The organism is Achromobacter kerstersii, from assembly GCF_902859595.1.
GTDB classification, from domain to species: Bacteria; Pseudomonadota; Gammaproteobacteria; order Burkholderiales; family Burkholderiaceae_B; genus Achromobacter; species Achromobacter kerstersii.
Map to the genome: position 1 here is coordinate 408,757 of NZ_CADIJQ010000005.1, position 18,519 is coordinate 427,275.

Genomic DNA, 18,519 nt, shown 5'->3' on the forward strand with positions numbered 1-18,519 from the left:
GGCGTGCTTAGTCCACCTGCGCGCCGGACTGCTTGACCGCGCGGCCCCACTTGTCCACTTCCGCCGCGATGAATGCGCCGGTGGCTTCGGGCGTCAGCGGCATCGGTTCGGCGCCCCGGTCACGCAGGAACTTCTGCATTTCCGGCGTCGACAGCGCCTGGCCGATCTGCTTGCTCAGGTAGTTCGTCACCGCAGGCGGCGTGTCGCGCGGGGCCAGCACGGCGGCCCAGCCAATCGCCTCAAAGCCGGGGTAGCCGGATTCGGCCACGGTCGGCACGTCGGGCAGCTGCGGCAGGCGCTTGGCGGTGGTCACGGCCAGCGCCACGGCCTTCTTGTTCTGCACGTGCGGCAGGCCGGCCGTCACCGAATCCACCATCAACGGCACCTGGTGACCCAGGAAATCCGCTTGGGCCGGGCCACTGCCCTTGTACGGAATGTGGCGGATGTCGATATCGGCTGCGGCCTTGAACATCTCGGCCGACAGATGCTGCGTGCCGCCGATGCCGGCGCTCGCGTAGGCCAGTTCGCCGGGATTGGCGCGCGCCTGCGTCACCAGCTGCTTGAGCGACGTGATGCCGGATGCCGGCGTGGCCAGGAACATCAGCGGCACCGAGAACACGCCCGACACCGGCGCGAAATCCTTGGTCAGGCTGTAGTTGATGGTCTTGTACAGCGTCTGGTTGACCGCGGCGGCGCTGCCCGCAATGACCAGCGTGTAGCCATCGGCGGGGGCGCGCATGGCTTGTTCCATGCCGATGTTGCTGCCGGCGCCAGCGCGGTTTTCCACCACGATCGGCTGCTTCACGGCCGCGCCCAGCTTTTCAGCCAGCGCGCGGGCGAAGATGTCGGTGGCCTGTCCGGGCGGGAACGGCACGATCAGGCGGATGGGTCGTTCGGGATATTCGGCGTGCACGGGCGCGCCGGCCGCCGCCAGCGCCAGGCCGGCTGCAAGACTGGAAAGGATACGTTTCATGATTGGTCAGTAAAAAGCGACAACGGGCTGCGCGCGCAGGGCGCGCCACTTGCATAAAATAGAGCGCCCGAGACGGCGGCCCTTTTGAGGCGGCCCGGGGCGAATCGGCGGGGGTGCGTCACGATAGCATCCCTCTGTCGGTGCTACATTTGCCCTTTCGCGTTTCCCCCGCGAAGTTTTCTTCTTCCCCTGTCCTTTCACCCCGCAGGAACCGCCATGGAATTCAGCCAGTTCAACGTCAACACCCTCATGGATATCACCTCCCGCCCGGACCTCGTGTTCGTCAGCGGCAAGGGATCCTGGCTGGAGGATCACGCGGGCAAGCGATACCTGGACTTCGTGCAGGGCTGGGCCGTGAACACGCTGGGCCACTCGGCGCCGGAAATGCAGCGCGCGCTGATCGAACAGTCGCAAAAGCTGATGAACCCGTCGCCGGCGTTCTACAACATCCCCTCGATCGAGCTGGCGCAACGCCTGACCGGCGCGTCCTGCTTTGACCGCGTGTTCTTCGCCAACAGCGGCGGCGAAGCCAACGAAGGCGCCATCAAGCTGGCGCGCAAGTGGGGCCAGGTCAAGAAGAACGGCGCCTACAAGATCATCACGATGAACCACGGCTTCCACGGCCGCACGCTGGCCACGATGTCCGCATCGGGCAAGCCGGGCTGGGACAAGATGTTCGCCCCGCAAGTCGAAGGCTTCCCCAAGGCTGAGCTGAACGACCTGGAATCGGTGAAGAAGCTGATCGACGACAAGACCGTCGCCATCATGCTGGAGCCGGTGCAAGGTGAAGGCGGCGTCATCCCCGCCACCCGCGAATTCATGCAAGGCCTGCGCAAGCTGGCCGACGAAAACCAGCTGCTGCTGATCGTTGACGAAGTCCAGACCGGCATGGGCCGCACGGGCAAGATGTTCGCCTACCAGCATTCCGACGTCACGCCTGACATCATGACGCTGGCCAAGGGCATCGGCGGCGGCGTGCCGCTGGCCGCGCTGCTGGCGCGCCAGGACGCTTGCGTGTTCTCGCATGGCGACCAGGGCGGCACGTACAACGGCAACCCGCTGACCACCGCCGTCGGCGTCGCCGTGTTCGACGCGCTGGCCGCCCCGGGCTTCATGGACGCCGTCAACGCGCGCGCCAAGCAACTGTCCGAAGGCCTGCTGGCCCTGTCGGCCAAGTACGGCATGAAGGGCGAGCGCGGCCAAGGCCTGCTGCGCGCCTTGATCATGGACCGCGACGACGGCCCCGCCATCGTCGAAGCCGCCCGCAACCAGAACCCGCAAGGCCTGCTGCTGAACGCCCCGCGCCCCAACCTGCTGCGCTTCATGCCGGCGCTGAACGTCACGGCCGAAGAAATCGACCTGATGCTGACGCAACTGGACGCGCTGATCGCACAGGTCCGTAAGGCGTGATTTCGTCAGGTAGGTAGGGAATAAGCCAAGGGCCGCAGCAATGCGGCCCTTGTTTATTTGGAACGCCACCCATGGTGTGACGCGGCGGATCGCCTATCGTGCGTGGTATTGGTGTCCGTGGTATTGGTGTCAGGCTGCAATTTGAATTGCTGTCAGACTGCAATTTCCATAATGCAGTCTGATTGCTTGTGCGCAGATTGCTTATGCACGAAAGCGCATCGTTTTCGGTTCTGAATCGGAGTCCTTATGGCCCTCAAGCACGCGAACCCGCTGGACGTCGTCGACCTGCTTCATAGACCGAGCGCGGAACCGGACCCGCCCGTCAGCATCAGTCTGCTGCGCACGACGGATGTGCAGATTATTCGGCTTGTGTTGCCAGCGGGACATCGCATGCCCTCACATCACGTTCAGGGTGTGATGACCCTGCAATGCCTGAACGGGCAGATCGACATCGAGGCGTCGGCTGGCCAGTGCACGCTCGTTGAAGGCCAATTGGTCATGTTGCCGGGCGACGAGCCCCACAGCCTGTACGCGCGCGTGCCATCGGTTGCGCTGCTCACGCTGATGCACAATCTTCCGGGTCGATGGCAACCTCGGGAGGGGTAGCGAAAATGCAGTCTGACTGCATTTTTTCTAAGGGCTGCAGAGATCGCGGCCCTTGTGTTCTTGGGCGTGGCGGCTGTGAAGGTGATGCCGTTGCTTGGTGATGGGTTGATAAAGGAATTGAAATGGACGCGAAGGAGTTCGTCGCGAATTGGAATGCGCTAAGGGCGGAATTGCTGGAGTCGTTCATGGCGCCAGAAGGCGCCAGCGACGTCGCAGCCAGGGTGCGGGCGATGGGCTTGTCAGCCGAGCAGGGCGAACAGATGCGGGTCGTGCTGGACGGCGTGCTTCGGGACACGATGTACACGCTGCTGTTGGGGCTGGATGGCGCCGCCAGCATTGGCGGAGATCAACAGGCCTTCACGATTGCCGATGAAGATGGGAACGTGATAGAGGGAATCGAAGACGAGGCTTGGGCGTCCTTTCAGGAACCGTTACTCAGCTGAAAATGCCGCGTCACCCATCGTTCGCACTCGTCCCACAGCTGGGGTGCGCCTCGTTTGATGACCGGCCCGTACCGCGAAAAAACCTGTTCCAGAGACACGCCGTTCTCGGTCCACGTTCCCCCGCCGGTATAAATATTCGTGAGTAGCGGCTGAAAGCGATCAAGCGCCTTCGCGAACTGCGCGTCTTCACTCTCTGCCCGTTCAAATTCCTGCCACAGGCTGAGATAGTCATCGCGTTGCGGCGAGGGCAACAATCCAAACAAGCGCTCGGCCGCTTTGAATTCCTGCTCGGCCTGCAACGCGGCGGATGACCCGCCGTGAATCGGAAAATCACCCACGTCTATCTCAACGATGTCATGCAGCAAGAGCATCTGGATGACCCGGTTCGTATTCACCGCGCCACTCGCGTACTCGTTCAGGATCAACGCGTACATCGCCAAGTGCCATGAGTGTTCGGCAGAGTTTTCCTTTCGGCTGCGGTCCAGCAGCGGAGACTGCCGGACGACGGATTTCAGCCGATCGATTTCTCTTAAGAAATTAAGCTGGCTTTCCAGAGGGGTTGAATGCATGCCAGGGCCTATGTGGGTATCGGTGCGCATGGGCTGATTTTACGTGCGGCGGCGTACATCTCAGAAGTTATGCGGGCTTTGAAATTGCCGTCTGACACCTTAAAGTTCCATCCGATTGCACCTCCTGAACTCCCTTCTCGGTTAACGACCATGCCCTCACCCGCCGATGGCGTTATCGCGCTATATCAAGACCACGCCGCCGCGTTTGAAGCGCAGCGTGGAACCACGCTTGTCGAACTCGGCTGGTTGACGCAGTTCCTGTCTTTACTGCCCGTCCCGCACCCGCAAGTGCTCGACATCGGTTGCGGAAGCGGTGTCCCCATCGCGCGCCATCTGATCGAAAACGGTTGCTCGATCACGGGTATCGATACCTCGTTGCCCTTGTTGTCTCGGGCGCAATCCGCGTTCCCCAACCATCGATGGATCGCCGCTGATATGCGGCGGTTGCCGTTCACCGAGCCCTTTCACGGTTTGATTGCCTGGCATAGTTTTTTCCATCTGAGCCCCGAAGATCAACGGCCCATGTTCAGCACCTTTCGGCGTCTTGCTTCGCCCGGGGCGGTGCTGATGTTCACCAGCGGCACGTCGCTGGGAGAAGCCATTGGCCAGTTCGAAGGCAAGCCGCTTTATCACGGCAGTTTGGATCGCGAGGAGTATCGGCAGCTGCTCAACGCCAATGGGTTTGCCGTGAAGCACTATGTAGAAAACGATCCGGCTTGCGGGGGCGCCACGGTGTGGCTGGCGCAGCGGGAAGTTGGCACGCGTTGAGCGACAATGACGGCCGACCGAGCCGACCGAGCCGTCACTAAGCCCGCCACTAAGCCCACCACTAAGGCCCGCCCGTAAACCCGCCGCAACCCCTCGCGGCATGCAAATACCCCGCATCAGGAAGCAGACTGCATGACCCAAGAAATGACTGCCGATTTCCAGCCGTTGCCCACATCCACCCTGGAATACATGCAAGCGCGACGCGCCCAGCTCCATGCGCTGGTTGCCCTGAATTTTCCCGACAGCGAACTGACGCACTCCGCCGCGGACTTTGAACTGCTGCAACGCATCGTCGATGCCGATCTCCTGGAAGCGGAAGACGTGGCGGGATGGGAAGCCATGGGCATTGCGTTTGGCGATGGCTTGACGACGATGGTCCCGGGCTTGGCGTGGGCGCAGGTCACCGACCAATTCGGCACGGATGCCGTGCTGCGCTATCAGGCGACGACGTTGCAGATTGGCGTGGTCACCATGCTGCTCAAGCGCGCCGAGGCGAACGAGGTGATCAACGTCGCGCATCTGGCGCAATGGCTGAAAACGTTCATCGAAGACAAAGCGCACGAATATCGTTGACTCACTTCGACGTGCGCAACGGCCCGTCAGTCGTGCGGCGCATTGCGCGATGATCGCTGATGCGCGGTCCCCCCTGCCGCACTCAGGTTGTACGCCGTATTGACCAAGCCAATGTGCGAGAACCCTTGCGGGAAATTCCCGACCAAGCGCTTGCGCACCACGTCGTATTCTTCGGACAGCAACCCCAGGTCATTGCGTAGCGACAGCAGGCGCCCAAACAATTGGTGCGCGTCGGCAAGCCGGCCTTGCATGATGTACGCATCGGCCAGCCAGAAGCTGCACGCCAAGAACACGCCTTCGTCACCGGGCAGGCCGTCGTCACTGTGCTGCGTGGAATACCGCAGCAGCAGGCCATCGCGCAGCAGTTCGCGTTCGATGGCGTCCACAGTGCCGGTCACGCGCGGATCATCCGGCGGCAGAAAGCCCACTTGGGGAATCAGCAACAGGCTCGCGTCCAGCGCCGTGCCGCCGTAGTACTGCACGAAGGTGTTGCGCTGCGCGTCAAAGCCGTGCGTGCAGATGTCTTGGCGGATTTCGTCGGCCAGCGCACGCCAACGGTCTACCGGGCCTTCCAGGCCAAATCGTTCGCAGGATTTCACGGTGCGATCCAACGCCACCCAGCACATCAGCCGCGAATGCGTGAACGCGCGGCGGGGTCCGCGCACCTCCCAGATGCCGTGATCCGGCTCGCGCCACAAGTCCTCGAGCGCCGTGAGCAGCACTTTTTGCATGCGCCATGCTTCAGCCAGCGGCGCCAGATCGGCCACACGGCCAGCGTGCAGGGTTTCGATCAGTTCGCCATACACGTCCAGCTGCATTTGCCCGGCCGCGGCGTTGCCCACACGCACGGGCGCGCTGCCTTCATAACCAGGCAGCCAGGGAATGTCGTGTTCGGGCAGCCAGCGTTCGCCGGCAATGCCGTACATGATCTGCAACTGATTGGGGTGGCCCGCCGCGGCGCGCAGCAGCCATTGCCGCCAGGCCTCGGCCTCTTCACGATACCCGGCGTTCAGCAGCGCGTACAAGGTCAGCGCCGAATCACGCAGCCAGCAGTGGCGATAGTCCCAATTGCGGCTGCCGCCCAGTTGCTCGGGCAGCGACGTGGTGGGTGCTGCGACGATACCGCCTGTGGGTTGAAACGTCAGCAGCTTGAGCGTGATCAGTGACCGCACTACCGCGTCGCGCCGCTCGCCGGGGCCGTTCTCCCAATGGCAGCGCTTGGCCCATTCATGCCACCACGCAATCGTGCGGTCCATGCTTTCCATGCGGTCTGGCACGAAATGCGGCATCTTGTGCGAGCGGTGATACGACAAGGTGAACGGCACGGTCTCGTTTTGCCGCACGGTGAAATCCGCCACGCTTTTCATGTCGCGGCCAACCAGCGGCACGGCCGTGTGCAGCTCGACGGCGTCGGGTCCGGCGATGGCGCTCAAACCGTAATCGCGCCGACGTACCCAAGGCACCGCCTGCCCGTAGTTGAAGCGCAGCGTCAGTTCCATATGCATGTCGACGTGGCCCCACTCGCCTTGCACGATACGCACCACGTCCACGCGTTCTTCATCGTCGCTAAGCGGCATGAAGTCGTAGACCCGCACGGCGCCGGTAGGCGTTTCATGGCGGGTTTCCAGCACGGCGGTTTCGGGCAGGTAGCGGCGGGTGGTGTTGCAGCCCGTATCAGAGCCCATATCGCAGCCCGTATCGCAGCCCGTGTTGTCGCCCGTGGGATGGTTCGTGGAATTGTCCGTGGGGTTTTCCACGGCAGGCGCCGTATTGCGCGGCGCAAGCAGCCAGCGTCCATGGCTGTCGTCGCCCAGCAAGGCGGCAAAGCAGGCGGGCGAATCGAAATGCGGCAGGCACAGCCAATCGATGGAGCCGTCGCGCGCAACCAGCGCCGCCGACAACATATTGCCGATCAAGCCGTAGTCTTCCAGGGGTTTGGACATATGCGCTTAACCCGCGCCGCGAAATTCGGGGTACAGCGTCATGCCGCCATCGACGAACAAGGTCGACCCCGTGACGTAATCAGAATCGTCGCTGGCCAGCCACGCCACGGCGCGCGCCACGTCTTCCGGTTCGCCGATGCGTCCGTACGGAATCAGCTTGAGCAGCGACGCCAGGGCTTCCGGCGTGTTCCAGGCGGGAGCATTGATGGGCGTGCGGATGGCGCCGGGCGCAACGGAATTCACGCGTATCTTCATCGGCGCAAGCTCTTGCGCCAGCGACTGCATCAGCAGCGACACGCCGCCTTTCGAGGCCGCATAGTTGGATTGGAATGCCCACGGAATCACTTCGTGAACGGAGCTGATGAAGATGATTTTTCCGGCGGCGGCTTCGGCGGGCGGCTTCGGCGTGCGATTCAAAAACGCCCGTGCGGCCGCGCGTGCGCACAGAAACTGGCCGGTCAGATTGGTGTCAATCACCTTTTGCCACTGGGCCAGCGTCATGTCCTGGATGGGAGCAGGCTGCTCGATGCCCGCGTTGTTGACCAGGATGTCGATGTCTTGAAAGTGATTGCTTGCCGCGCGGAACAATTGCTCGACATCGTCTTCGCGGCTGATGTCGGCGGCGATTGCAACGGCTTGTCCGCCTGCGTTGGTGATGTCCTGCACGACGGCATGGCCGCGTTGTTCGGAGTCTTGGTTGGGGCGATGGTTGACGACCACTTTCGCGCCAGCCCGCGCGAGTTCCAGCGCCACGCCGCGCCCAATGCCTGAATTGGCGCCGGTGACGATGGCCACACGCCCGGATAAGTCCACTGCATGCCGCATGCTGCTCTCTCCTTGCGGCGAGCCGATCCGGGGCGATGGCCGTGCGGATCTTGTCGCGCCGCGTTCGATAGCGAAAGTTCAGCTTAGTCCCGAACGCGTGCGGCTTCAACCTTCGGCTTCAAGCCTTCTCCCGCCGCCGTGCTCCGGCGCTTCGGCTCAGCTGACGTACCAGCCGCTGTTGTCGATACCCAACCCCATCAATAACAACCCGCAGGCAAGATGTCGTCCAGGTAAGCGCCCGGATTCGGTTCTGCCGTGAGCATGTGCCGCACCCATGCATCGCGCTCGTGCGCCGTGATGACTAGTTCCCAGACGCAGGCAAGTGCCGGCGCATGGACGGGCGTGAAAACTTCGGGTCGCTCCAGCGGCGCCGATAGCATGCACTGGCACACGATGCCGCCTGAGATCCACCAGTCCACCAGCAACCACACGGCTTCTTCGCCGACGTGGACGATGCAGAATCCCAGGCCATGGCTGCGCTCGTCAAGAGCAGGTTCGGTTAGCACTTCCACCATCGCAGCACGCACCGAGGCGAGCACCTTATCGGCCAGCACGACTGAACCCGCATCGATATCGCGATGAATACCGTAGACCTTGATGGCATGACCGGCGCCGCGCCAGATTTCAAGGGGTGCGATGCGGCGGGGAGCGTAGGGTTCGGGAGCAAGGCTCATTTCAGCAAGCTCGCGCACGCGTCGACCAAATCGTCGAAATGATGGAGCAGAACGTCCGGCGCGAGTTCCGCAGCCGGAACGTCGGAGTAGCCGAAATCGACCAGAATCAACGGCGTGCCGGCAGCCCGCGCCGCGCCGGCGTCGGTGTCGGCGTCGCCCACCATGACGGTGCGGGCCAGATCGCCGCCCACCGCCTGGACCGCTTCGATCAGATGGGCGGGGTCGGGTTTGGCTGCGGTGACGGCGTCGATGCCGACGACGCCGTCGAACCATTGCGCCATGCTCAGTTTGCTCAGCAGTGTTCGCGACAAGCCGGTGGGTTTGTTGGTGCAGACGACGAGCGTTGCGCCGCGGTCCTTCAGCACTTTCAACGCATCGACGACGCCGGGAAAGGGCCGGGTTTCGTCGGCGATATGCGCGCTGTAGTGGCTGATGAAGCGGCCGAAGAGCGCGGCGGTACGGGCGGCAGGGTCTTGTTCGCCTGCCGCCGCAAGGCCGGTTTGCAGCAGCCAGCGGGCACCACGGCTGACGAAGGGCCGGCCGGCTTCATAGGCCAGAGGCGGGTAGCCCTCGGCGGTCAGAATGGCATTCACGGCGCCGATCAGGTCGGGGGCCGATTCGACCAACGTGCCGTCAAGATCGAAGGCGATGGTGGCGCCGTCCAGTGCGTTGAGATCCGTCGTCATCATGTTCCTTCGTGCGCCTCGCCGACAGAATCGCGATACGCCACCGCGTACATCGCCGTCACCACGAACATGATCGGGACGCAGAGCAACACGCTTAGTGCGGCCATCGGCCAGTGTTCGGTTTCGAAGGCACCGTAGGTCAACGGTTCGAGGTTGATGGCGGCAAAGCTGGTCATCGCGATCAGTGCGAGCAGACACACCATCAATGGCCAACGCGGATAGTGCATCGGGGCACGTACACCGCCAGTGCCGGCCTCGTCAGCGCGTATCCCACCCAATCCATACTCCCCTGTTACCGCAGCGCGTGACAGGCTCACGCCGTACACGGCAAGCGCGTACAACACCGGCAGCCAGATCACCGCTAGCGCGGCGAGCAATGCGGCATAGAAGCGTCCGTCGGACGGTGCGTCCAGCAACATGTAGACCGCATACGGCAGGTCGCCGGTTGCGCGCGCCAGGGCCGTGATGACGATGGCGATTGCGCTCAGCAGAACCAGGTACCGCGCCTCGCCCGAGCCGCCACGCGCCGCGGGCAAGCGGCTGGCCTCGCCCGCGGCAGCAATCCGGTGCCAGGCGTACGTCATGCGGGCAAACGCGATCAGGTTGATCAGGGCCAGCGCGGCCCACAGCAAATCCGATGGCTGGTTCAAGCGTGAAAACGTCAACGCAAACGGCAGCGTTAACGTGAACGCGGCCAACGACCAGGGCGCTGCGGCCAGCATGGCGCGGCCCTGGCGGCGGAGGACGCTGGCGGTTGCCGCCACAAGACGGCCGGCCCCAAGTTTGATCGACACAAGATTCCTTTTTTTTGGAAAAAAATGGCGGGTTGTTTATACCGCAGCCCCCGCTTTCCTGCGTAAACTTCGGGCATGCTACGCATCGACAATCTCAGCAAACGCTACGGCGACTATCTCGTCTTCCAAGGCCTGACGCATACGTTCACGCCGGGATGCGTGGCGCTATGCGAAGAAGACAGCACCGGCAAATCCAGCTTGCTGGGCATCATCGCGGGCGCGGTGGCGCCGGATGACGGCGACGTCTGGATCGACGGACATTCGCTCGCCCACGCACCGCAACAAGCCCGGGCCCGTCTGGCCTATGTGCCCGACAATTGCCTGGCGTTTCCCACCCTGACCGGGCGTGAGCTGCTGCGGCAAGTGGCTGACGAAAAGCACGTGCCGCTTGATGCTGCTGTGCTTGACCTTGCGTATCGTCTGGGCCTGGAGCCGCATCTGGACAAGCGTTTCGAACAGATGTCGACCGGTACGCGCCGCAAGGTGTATCTGACGGCCGCGGCGCTGGGGAATCCCGCGGTTGTCATCGCGGATGGCCCCAGCAGCGGCCTGGATGCGCAGGCCCGCGCCGTGCTGGCCGACGTGTTCAAGACCTGGGCGCAGGACCGCGTTGTGCTGTTCGCCAGCTACGACGCCGAACTTGTCGAGGCCTGTGGCGCCAGCACGGTCAACGTGGCGGACTTGCGCTGACGTTGCGCCAGCTGGGAATCTCATATTCATAGGACGCCGCTTCCAGCGTCTCGTACTGCTTGAACCATGGGGCGACGTGCGGGTCGATATCGGCCGCCAACGTTGCCAGCCACGCCGCCAGTTCTTCCTCTGAGGTCAGCGTAATCAGCGCGCCGCTGGCAAAGCTGTTGTCGTCCACCAGACCTTGATTCGGCACCAGGTAGGCACGCCGATACAAGCGGCCTTTGTCCCAGATTTCGGTGGGCACATACACCGGCCATTCCCGCTCATAAGGCACGGACACGTACAGACCCAGCGACACCCGCTGCCGGTTCTCAAACGAGTCCTTGTAGCGGATCAGCTCCACGCCTTGCTCGACGTCGCCCACCTTGCGCCACAGGCAGCGCTTGCGCTTCTTGCGCCAGCCGGCAAAGGCGGGATGCGGCCGCAGCGTTTCCATAAAGCCGTTTTCGATGGGCTCGAAGTCGATAGGCATGTGAGCGTCTGATGGGTTTTCTTGCGCGACATTCAACACGGAACTCGCCCATCGTGCGTGGCAAAACATGACAAATGCAACGATTTCCTGGCGCGCTGGCGCACTGGCGGCATCGCGATATCATGGCCGGGCCGTTTTTTCTGCGAGGCCGCGCTGGCACGCCCTCGCCGTCCATCCTTGAATCAGAAAAAGGAAAGAAGAACGATGTCGCTTGTTCCCGTGCTCGCCCGAGTTTGCCTGATTGGACTTTTCACTCCTGCGGTCGCCCTTGCGCTGTCGCCGCCCGACCCCGAATGGGTCGCGAAAGTGGCCGAAGCAACGGAGCGGCAACGGTCGAGCTTCGATAACTCGATTGGCAGTCTTGTGCGCGACGGCATGGCTTTGTTGGTGATTCCGACCATCAACCTTGATGCGGGGGGGCCGCGTAATTTCGACGACGCAGCCACGCGTGAGAAGTTTCTGCGCCAGCAAAGCCTGATGATGCGTTGGAATAATAAGACCGAGCGCGACTATGCCATCACCGCCGGCCATGGCAAACACAAGTTCGATCACTTCGACCTTGGGCCTCGGTTCCAAACACCGAATGGCGCGATCACATATCAGGTGATTCCCGTGTGGCCGGGCGAATACCGTCTCAACGTCATCACTTATCGTCAGCCAGGAGCCACGACTCCCAACGGGACGCGGAGTTGGACAATAGATGAGGCGTTGGAAGAAGTCGGCGTGTCTACGCTGATCGAGACGACGGATATCGGCTACAAGAAAACGGGTCCGTGGCCGCAGTACGAGAAAGCAACCGATGACGGATTGGGCGAGGGTTGCGAAGTGGTAGTACGTCTGGGGGGCGGCTGCGATGAAGCCGCTCGTGAATTCCGGTGGCAGCGCAGCGCCCAGCGCGGCGTCGAGGCCGGCACGGCCGAGGAGCTAGAGGTGCGAGGCATGACTGTGCAACTGCACTTTGCTCCGATCGCGTCAATCACCTTGAAAGAAGGCGAGGTCGTGTTGACCGATGGTTTCGTACTGATGGACGACCAACCCGTGCTGAACATGGACAAGTGCCAGAAAACCGCGCGTGACACGATGTGCCTGATTCAGTCACTGACCGTGCAGCGCTTGCCCGCCAGCATCGAGAATTTTCGTCAGGCGCCCAGCGCCACGAGTTTCAAGATGCCCAAGATGGATGAGTTGCTGCGCGGCATGGTCTACAGAAAGCCAACCGTATACGGAAAGCCGATAGACAAGGCGTCGCCAAACGTGATCGAGGCATTCCGATAGCCAGGCTTGGAGGGGTAATGGGTTACGCGCGGGTTACGCCCCTACCCCATCGTCACGCCACCCCACCAAACCGCTTATCCAGATACGCAATGATCTCGTTGGATTCATACATCCAGCGCGTGCCGTCCGCGTCGTCGATCCGCAGGCAAGGCACTTTCACCTTGCCGCCGCCCGTCAGCAATTGCTCACGCGCTTGCGGATCATTCTTGGCGTCGCGCAGCGCGACCGGCACATTCAGGCGATGCATTGCGCGACGCGTCTTCACGCAGAACGGGCAGGCATTGAATTGATAGAGCGCGAGCGCGGCGGCGTCTTTATTGACCGCCGCCTGGCCTTGTGCCGAGCGCTTCTGCGGGCGCGGGCGCGTCAACGCGTCGCCCAGCACAATCAACTGACCCAGGCCGACACGTAGGGCTTTCACAAACATGGTGGGGGACTCGAAAGGAAGAAAGAGGCAGCCAGTCTACCCTGTGTGCCTTCAGCCCTGTGACCTCAAGCCGATGACTTCAAGCCCATGACCTCAAGCCGATGGCTTCACGCCCATGGCTTCACGCCTGCTTCTGCGCCGTCTCGTGCCCCTGCAAGGTCTTCAGCTTTCTTAATTCCGGGAACCATCGCATCCATAACCCGGCAACCGCGATGGTTCCCATACCGCCAATCACCACCGCCGGCACGGCGCCGAACAGTTCCGCCGTCAGTCCGGATTCAAATTCGCCCAGCTGATTCGACGCGCCAATGAACAAGGTGTTTACCGCGCTGACGCGCCCCAGCATGTGGTCGGGCGTGTTCAGCTGCACCAGCGACGAGCGCACCACGACGCTCACCGCGTCCGCCGCGCCCAGCACCACCAGCGCGGCGACCGATAGCGGAATGGAGGTCGACAAGCCAAACACCGTGGTCGCCAGCCCGAACACGATCAGCGAACCAAACAGCAACCGGCCCACGTGTTCGCCCAGGCTCAAGCGGGCCAGCGTCAGCGACATCAACGCCGCGCCGCAGGCTGGGGCCGCGCGCAACGCGCCCAGCGCCCAGGGGCCGGCATTGAGGATGTCTTTGGCGAAGATCGGCAGCAGCGCCGTGGCGCCGCCCAGCAGCACGGCGAACAAGTCCAGCGACAAGGTGCCAAGCAGCAAGCGCCGCTGGAAGATGAACGTGATGCCGGCGAACAGCGTGCGCCACGTCGTCGGTTCCTTGCGCGGCGGGGCGCGTTCGATCACCAGCGTGGCAATCGACGCGAAGGCCGACAGGTACAACGCCGCGGCGACACAATAGATCCACCCTGCCCCAAATCCATAACCGATGCCGCCCAGCGCGGGGCCGGCGATCTGCGCGATCTGGCCGCCCGAAGACGCCAAGGCGGTAGCGCGTGGCAGCCATTCGCGGGGCACCACGGCGGGGATCAGCGTGGACAAGGTCGGCGCTTCGAAGGCGCGCGCCGAGCTCATGATGATGATGGTGGCGTAGATCAGCGTCTTGCCGCCCACGCCGTGCAAGGCGGCAATGGCCAGCACCAGCGTGGCCAGCGTTTCCAGCGCCATGCAGAGGGCGACGATCTTGCGGCGGTCGTAGCGGTCGGCGACGTGGCCCACCACCAGCGTCAACGCGGCCATGGGCAGAAACTGCGCCAGGCCGATCAGCCCCAGGTCGATCGCGCTGCCGGACAGCGCGTAGATCTGCCAGCCCACCGCCACCGAGACGATCTGAAAGGCCAACGACGCGCTGACGCGCGCGAACAGGAAGTGCAGAAACGGGGGGCGGGTAAGCGGACTGGGGGAATCGGGGGCGGGCATGGGAGCGTGCGCGGCAGGCGCGCGGGCGGCGCCGGAAGGCACATTCTAGTGACAGCCGGCTGACGCGAAACTAAAGCGCCAGCCGGCAGGGCGATAGCCTGCGGTCAATGAGGCAAGCCTGACGACCACCGCGATGGCGCGCCAGGGCAAGCGCCTACGCCCCGATCGACACCAGTTCAGCGCCTTCGGTGACCTGGTCGCCCACGCCGTAGAACACTTCTTCGACCTTGCCATCGGCGGGGGCGGAGATCGTGTGTTCCATCTTCATGGCTTCCATCACCAGCAGCGGTTGGCCCTTTTCGACGGTGTCGCCCGCCTTGACCGAGATCGAGATGATCTTGCCGGGCATCGGGGCCGTCAGGCCGCCGCTGTGCTCGCCTTGCGTGTCCTGCGCGTGCGTGAGGGGGTCGTAGAGCTCCAGGACGTGCACGCCGCCTTCGCCGAAGACGTGGGCGCGGTCGCCATGCAGCACGACCGTGCCGGCGTTCTCGTGGCCTGCCAGCGTGATGCGCAGGCCATAGGCCAGGTTCGGGTTGGCGCTGGCGTGAGAGCGCCACAGGAACGGTTGGGCGCCCGCGCCGGTGTCCAGCGTCCACGCGCCGCCCTGGCGGGCCACGGTGACGCGTCGCGTCTCGCCGTTGTCCACCCATTGCAGATGGCGTTGATATTGGTTGCCCAGGCGCCAGCCGTCGCGCGCGTCCCAGGGGTCTGCCGGACCCTTGCCGGAGGATGCCAGGCCGGGCTGGGCCAGGCCCTGGCGCACCAGCACGGCGGCCGAGGCCAGCGCCAGCGTGGCGGCATTGGCGGCTTGCGGTTCCGGCAGCAGCGTGGCGCGCTGGCGTTCGATCAGGCCCGTGTCCAGGTCGGCGGCGGCAAAGGCGCTGTCGCTCATCAGGCGCGACAGGAACGCGACGTTGGTCTGCACGCCCACGGCCTGCGTTTGCGCCAGCGCTTGCAGCATGCGGGCACGCGCTTGGTCGCGGTCAGCGCCGTGCACGATCAGCTTGGCGATCATCGGGTCATAGAACGGCGTGATCGTGTCGCCCGTGCGCACGCCGCCATCTACGCGGATATCGCCGTTGGTGAACGCGGTGTGCGGGGGCAGGCCCAGGTAGGCCAAGGTGCCAATCGACGGCAGGAAGCCCTTTTCAGGGTTCTCAGCGTAGATGCGGGCTTCGATGGCGTGGCCATTGATGCGCAGGTCTTCCTGACGAGCAGGCAGCGGCTGGCCGGCTGCTACGCGCAATTGCCATTCAACCAGATCGTGACCCGTGATCATTTCGGTGACCGGGTGTTCGACCTGCAAGCGCGTATTCATTTCCATGAAGTAGAAACGGCCGTCGGGCTCCGAGATGAACTCGACGGTGCCTGCGCCTACGTAGCCCACGGCGCGCGCGGCGGCCACGGCGGCCTCGCCCATGGCGCGGCGGCGTTCTTCCGTCATGCCCGGCGCGGGGGCTTCTTCAATGACCTTCTGGTGGCGGCGCTGCACCGAGCAATCGCGTTCAAACAGATAGACGCAATTGCCGTGCGTGTCGGCAAACACCTGGATTTCAATGTGGCGCGGCTTTTGCAGATAGCGTTCGATCAGCACGCGGTCGTCGCCGAAGCTGGACGCGGCTTCACGTTGGCACGAGGCCAATGCATCCAGGAATGCGTCCGATGATTCCACGACGCGCATGCCCTTACCGCCGCCGCCCGCGCTGGCCTTGATCAGCACGGGGTAGCCGATGCCATCGGCTTGGGTCTTGAGGAATTGCGGGTCTTGGTTGTCGCCGTGATAGCCCGGCACGAGCGGCACGCCGGCCTTTTCCATCAACGACTTCGCGGCCGACTTGCTGCCCATGGCGGCAATGGCCGAGGCGGGCGGGCCCACGAACGAGATGCCGGCTTTTTCCGCGGCTTCGGCAAAGGCTTCGTTTTCCGACAGGAAGCCGTAGCCCGGGTGGATGGCGCCCGCGCCGGTGTCGATGGCGGCTTGCAGAATGGCGCCGGCGCGCAGGTAGCTCGCGCGCGGTTCCGATCCGCCGATGTACACGGCCTGATCGCAGGCCGCCACGTGGCGCGCATTGGCGTCCGCATCCGAATACACGGCAACGGTGCGGATGCCCATGCGTCGGGCGGTGGCGGCGACGCGGCAGGCAATCTCTCCGCGATTGGCAATCAGCAAAGTGTCGAACATGAATGTCATCCTGGCTGGTGTTCTTCTTGATCTGCGGGGGCGGCGGTGGCGCCTGCCCTACATGCGGAACACGCCGAAGCGCGTGTCTTCAATTGGCGCATTCAGCGCGGCCGACAACGCCAGGCCCAGCACGCGGCGCGTGTCCGCCGGGGCGATGATGCCGTCGTCCCACAGGCGCGCCGTGGCGTAATACGGATGGCCTTCGTGTTCGTACTGTTCGCGGATGGGCGCCTTGAAGGCGGCTTCTTCGTCGGCCGACCACTTGCCGCCGCGCGCTTCGATGCCATCGCGCTTGACGGTGGCCAACACGCTTGCAGCCTGCTCGCCGCCCATCACCGAGATGCGCGCGTTGGGCCACATGAACAGCATGCGCGGGGAGTAGGCGCGGCCGCACATGCCGTAGTTGCCCGCGCCAAACGAGCCGCCGATCAGCACGGTGAACTTCGGCACGGCGGCCGTTGCCACCGCCGTCACCATCTTGGCGCCGTGGCGCGCGATGCCTTCGTTTTCGTACTTGCGGCCCACCATGAAGCCGGTGATGTTCTGCAGGAACACCAGTGGAATCTTGCGCTGCGCGCACAGTTCAATGAAGTGCGCGCCCTTTTGCGCGGACTCCGAAAACAGGATGCCGTTGTTGGCGACGATGCCTACCGGCATGCCCTGGATGTGCGCAAACCCCGTGACCAGCGTGGGGCCGAAGCGCGCTTTGAATTCGTCGAACTCGGAGCCGTCAACGATGCGCGCAATCACTTCGCGCACGTCGTAGGGCTTGCGGGTGTCGGCGGGGATGATGCCGTTCAATTCGCTGGGGTCGTAGCGCGGTTCGCGCACGGGAATGGTCGCCAGCGGCGCGGGCTTCTTCCGGTTCAGGCGCGCCACAGCGTTGCGCGCCAGTTGCAGCGCATGCATGTCGTTGGCCGCCAGATGGTCGACCACGCCGGACAGGCGCGTGTGCACGTCGCCGCCGCCCAGGTCTTCGGCGCTGACTTCTTCTCCGGTGGCCGCTTTCACCAGCGGCGGGCCGCCCAGAAAGATGGTGCCCTGGTTCTTCACGATGATGGATTCATCGCTCATGGCGGGCACGTACGCGCCGCCCGCGGTGCACGAACCCATCACCACGGCGATCTGCGAAATACCTTGCGCAGACATCTGCGCCTGGTTGTAGAAGATGCGGCCGAAGTGTTCGCGGTCTGGGAAGACTTCGTCTTGTTGCGGCAGGTTGGCGCCGCCCGAATCCACCAGGTAGACGCAAGGCAGATGGTTTTGCGCGGCGATTTCCTGCGCGCGCAAATGCTTCTTGACCGTCATCGGGTAGTACGTGCCGCCCTTGACGGTGGCGTCGTTGCAGACGATGACGCATTCGGTGCCCGACACGCGGCCGATGCCGGTGATGACGCCGGCGCCCGGCGCGTCGCCGTCGTACATATCGTGCGCCGCCATGGGCGACAGTTCCAGGAACGGGGTGCCCGGATCGATCAGGTTCTCGACGCGGTCGCGGGGCAACAGCTTGCCGCGCGCCACGTGCTTGGCGCGCGCGGCTTCACTGCCGCCCAGCGCGGTCTGCGCCAGTTTCTGATTCAGATCATCCAGCTGCGCCTGCATGGCGCGCGCATTGTCGGTGTAGTCCTGCGACCGCGGATTGATGCGGGATTCGATGATGGGCATGGGGTTCCACCCGTCCTGCTTGATTGGAATTTGAAGGCGCTCTGGTCGAGCGGTTTGTCTCGCTGCCCGGTGGGCCGGGCATTCTTGTCGATTGGGTTTTCGTTGCGCCTTTCCAAGCATGGCCCGCGACTCGTTGTCGCGTCCGGAAGCCACACAAGAAAGGCGCGGCGAAAAGCCA

Annotated in this window: 19 protein-coding genes; 7 read left to right on the plus strand and 12 right to left on the minus strand. The window is 63.7% G+C overall.

Annotated elements, in window-relative coordinates; genetic code table 11:
- Positions 1–7 precede the first annotated feature (7 nt).
- Entirely contained in the window at positions 8–973 is a 966-nt protein-coding gene (locus HV765_RS17695) for a Bug family tripartite tricarboxylate transporter substrate binding protein (RefSeq protein WP_175170482.1), read from the minus strand.
- 216 nt (positions 974–1,189) lie between these two features.
- Here HV765_RS17695 and HV765_RS17700 point away from each other — a divergent pair, with 216 nt between their 5' ends.
- From HV765_RS17700 to HV765_RS17710, 3 genes are all read left to right on the plus strand, one after another.
- The gene (locus HV765_RS17700; RefSeq protein WP_054420964.1) at positions 1,190–2,383 is read left to right on the plus strand and encodes an acetylornithine transaminase; all 1,194 of its coding nucleotides are present in this window, start codon (positions 1,190–1,192) and stop codon (positions 2,381–2,383) included.
- A 246-nt stretch (positions 2,384–2,629) separates the two neighbouring features.
- Positions 2,630–2,989, plus strand: coding sequence for a cupin domain-containing protein (locus HV765_RS17705; protein WP_054420965.1), 360 nt, complete (start codon positions 2,630–2,632; stop codon positions 2,987–2,989).
- Between the two features lie 122 nt (positions 2,990–3,111).
- Positions 3,112–3,432, plus strand: coding sequence for a hypothetical protein (locus HV765_RS17710; RefSeq protein WP_054420966.1), 321 nt, complete (start codon positions 3,112–3,114; stop codon positions 3,430–3,432).
- Here the strand turns inward: HV765_RS17710 and HV765_RS17715 are convergent.
- Complete coding sequence (locus HV765_RS17715; RefSeq protein WP_175170483.1) at positions 3,411–4,001, minus strand: HD domain-containing protein; 591 nt, start codon at positions 3,999–4,001, stop codon at positions 3,411–3,413. The two genes, HV765_RS17710 and HV765_RS17715, sit on opposite strands and share 22 nt — an antisense overlap.
- Between HV765_RS17715 and HV765_RS17720 the strand changes: the two genes are divergently transcribed.
- Positions 3,996–4,769, plus strand: a complete 774-nt coding sequence (locus HV765_RS17720; RefSeq protein ID WP_254600620.1) for a class I SAM-dependent DNA methyltransferase — start codon at positions 3,996–3,998, stop codon at positions 4,767–4,769. The genes HV765_RS17715 and HV765_RS17720 overlap by 6 nt on opposite strands.
- A gap of 132 nt (positions 4,770–4,901) precedes the next feature.
- Positions 4,902–5,342 (plus strand): DUF3806 domain-containing protein, encoded by a 441-nt coding sequence (locus HV765_RS17725; protein ID WP_054420969.1) that lies wholly within the window; start codon positions 4,902–4,904, stop codon positions 5,340–5,342.
- 26 nt (positions 5,343–5,368) lie between these two features.
- Here HV765_RS17725 and HV765_RS17730 read toward each other — a convergent pair whose 3' ends face one another.
- From HV765_RS17730 to HV765_RS17750, 5 genes are all read right to left on the minus strand, one after another.
- Complete coding sequence (locus HV765_RS17730; RefSeq protein WP_175170484.1) at positions 5,369–7,285, minus strand: glycoside hydrolase family 15 protein; 1,917 nt, start codon at positions 7,283–7,285, stop codon at positions 5,369–5,371.
- A 6-nt stretch (positions 7,286–7,291) separates the two neighbouring features.
- The gene (locus HV765_RS17735) at positions 7,292–8,110 is read right to left on the minus strand and encodes an SDR family oxidoreductase (RefSeq protein WP_175170485.1); all 819 of its coding nucleotides are present in this window, start codon (positions 8,108–8,110) and stop codon (positions 7,292–7,294) included.
- Positions 8,111–8,307: 197 nt separating this feature from the next.
- Positions 8,308–8,784 (minus strand): hypothetical protein, encoded by a 477-nt coding sequence (locus HV765_RS17740; RefSeq protein WP_175170486.1) that lies wholly within the window; start codon positions 8,782–8,784, stop codon positions 8,308–8,310.
- Positions 8,781–9,473, minus strand: a complete 693-nt coding sequence (gene gph, locus HV765_RS17745) for a phosphoglycolate phosphatase (protein ID WP_254600621.1) — start codon at positions 9,471–9,473, stop codon at positions 8,781–8,783. The genes HV765_RS17740 and gph overlap by 4 nt, the downstream gene beginning before the upstream one ends.
- Positions 9,470–10,264, minus strand: coding sequence for a hypothetical protein (locus HV765_RS17750; protein ID WP_254600623.1), 795 nt, complete (start codon positions 10,262–10,264; stop codon positions 9,470–9,472). Before HV765_RS17750 ends, gph begins: the two co-directional genes overlap by 4 nt.
- Positions 10,265–10,339: 75 nt before the next feature.
- Here HV765_RS17750 and HV765_RS17755 point away from each other — a divergent pair, with 75 nt between their 5' ends.
- A complete protein-coding gene (locus HV765_RS17755) occupies positions 10,340–10,954 on the plus strand; it encodes an ABC transporter ATP-binding protein (RefSeq protein ID WP_175170487.1) in 615 nt (204 codons plus the stop codon).
- Here the strand turns inward: HV765_RS17755 and HV765_RS17760 are convergent.
- Positions 10,932–11,429 carry a hypothetical protein gene (locus tag HV765_RS17760; RefSeq protein WP_175170488.1) on the minus strand — a complete coding sequence of 166 codons (498 nt, stop codon included), beginning with the start codon at positions 11,427–11,429 and terminating at the stop codon, positions 10,932–10,934. The genes HV765_RS17755 and HV765_RS17760 overlap by 23 nt on opposite strands.
- A 57-nt stretch (positions 11,430–11,486) precedes the next feature.
- Between HV765_RS17760 and HV765_RS17765 the strand changes: the two genes are divergently transcribed.
- On the plus strand, positions 11,487–12,704 hold the full coding sequence (locus HV765_RS17765) for a hypothetical protein (protein ID WP_254600624.1): 1,218 nt from the start codon (positions 11,487–11,489) through the stop codon (positions 12,702–12,704).
- Between the two features lie 52 nt (positions 12,705–12,756).
- Here the strand turns inward: HV765_RS17765 and HV765_RS17770 are convergent, their stop codons facing one another.
- The 4 genes from HV765_RS17770 to HV765_RS17785 form a co-directional block, all read right to left on the minus strand.
- Positions 12,757–13,131: a glutaredoxin family protein gene (locus HV765_RS17770; RefSeq protein ID WP_175170489.1), complete on the minus strand. Its 375-nt coding sequence runs from the start codon at positions 13,129–13,131 to the stop codon at positions 12,757–12,759.
- A gap of 121 nt (positions 13,132–13,252) precedes the next feature.
- On the minus strand, positions 13,253–14,494 hold the full coding sequence (locus tag HV765_RS17775) for an MFS transporter (protein WP_054420978.1): 1,242 nt from the start codon (positions 14,492–14,494) through the stop codon (positions 13,253–13,255).
- 154 nt (positions 14,495–14,648) lie between these two features.
- Entirely contained in the window at positions 14,649–16,676 is a 2,028-nt protein-coding gene (locus HV765_RS17780; protein WP_175170490.1) for an acetyl/propionyl/methylcrotonyl-CoA carboxylase subunit alpha, read from the minus strand.
- A 57-nt stretch (positions 16,677–16,733) separates the two neighbouring features.
- Entirely contained in the window at positions 16,734–18,341 is a 1,608-nt protein-coding gene (locus HV765_RS17785; RefSeq protein ID WP_054420980.1) for a carboxyl transferase domain-containing protein, read from the minus strand.
- Between the last annotated feature and the right edge of the window lie 178 nt (positions 18,342–18,519).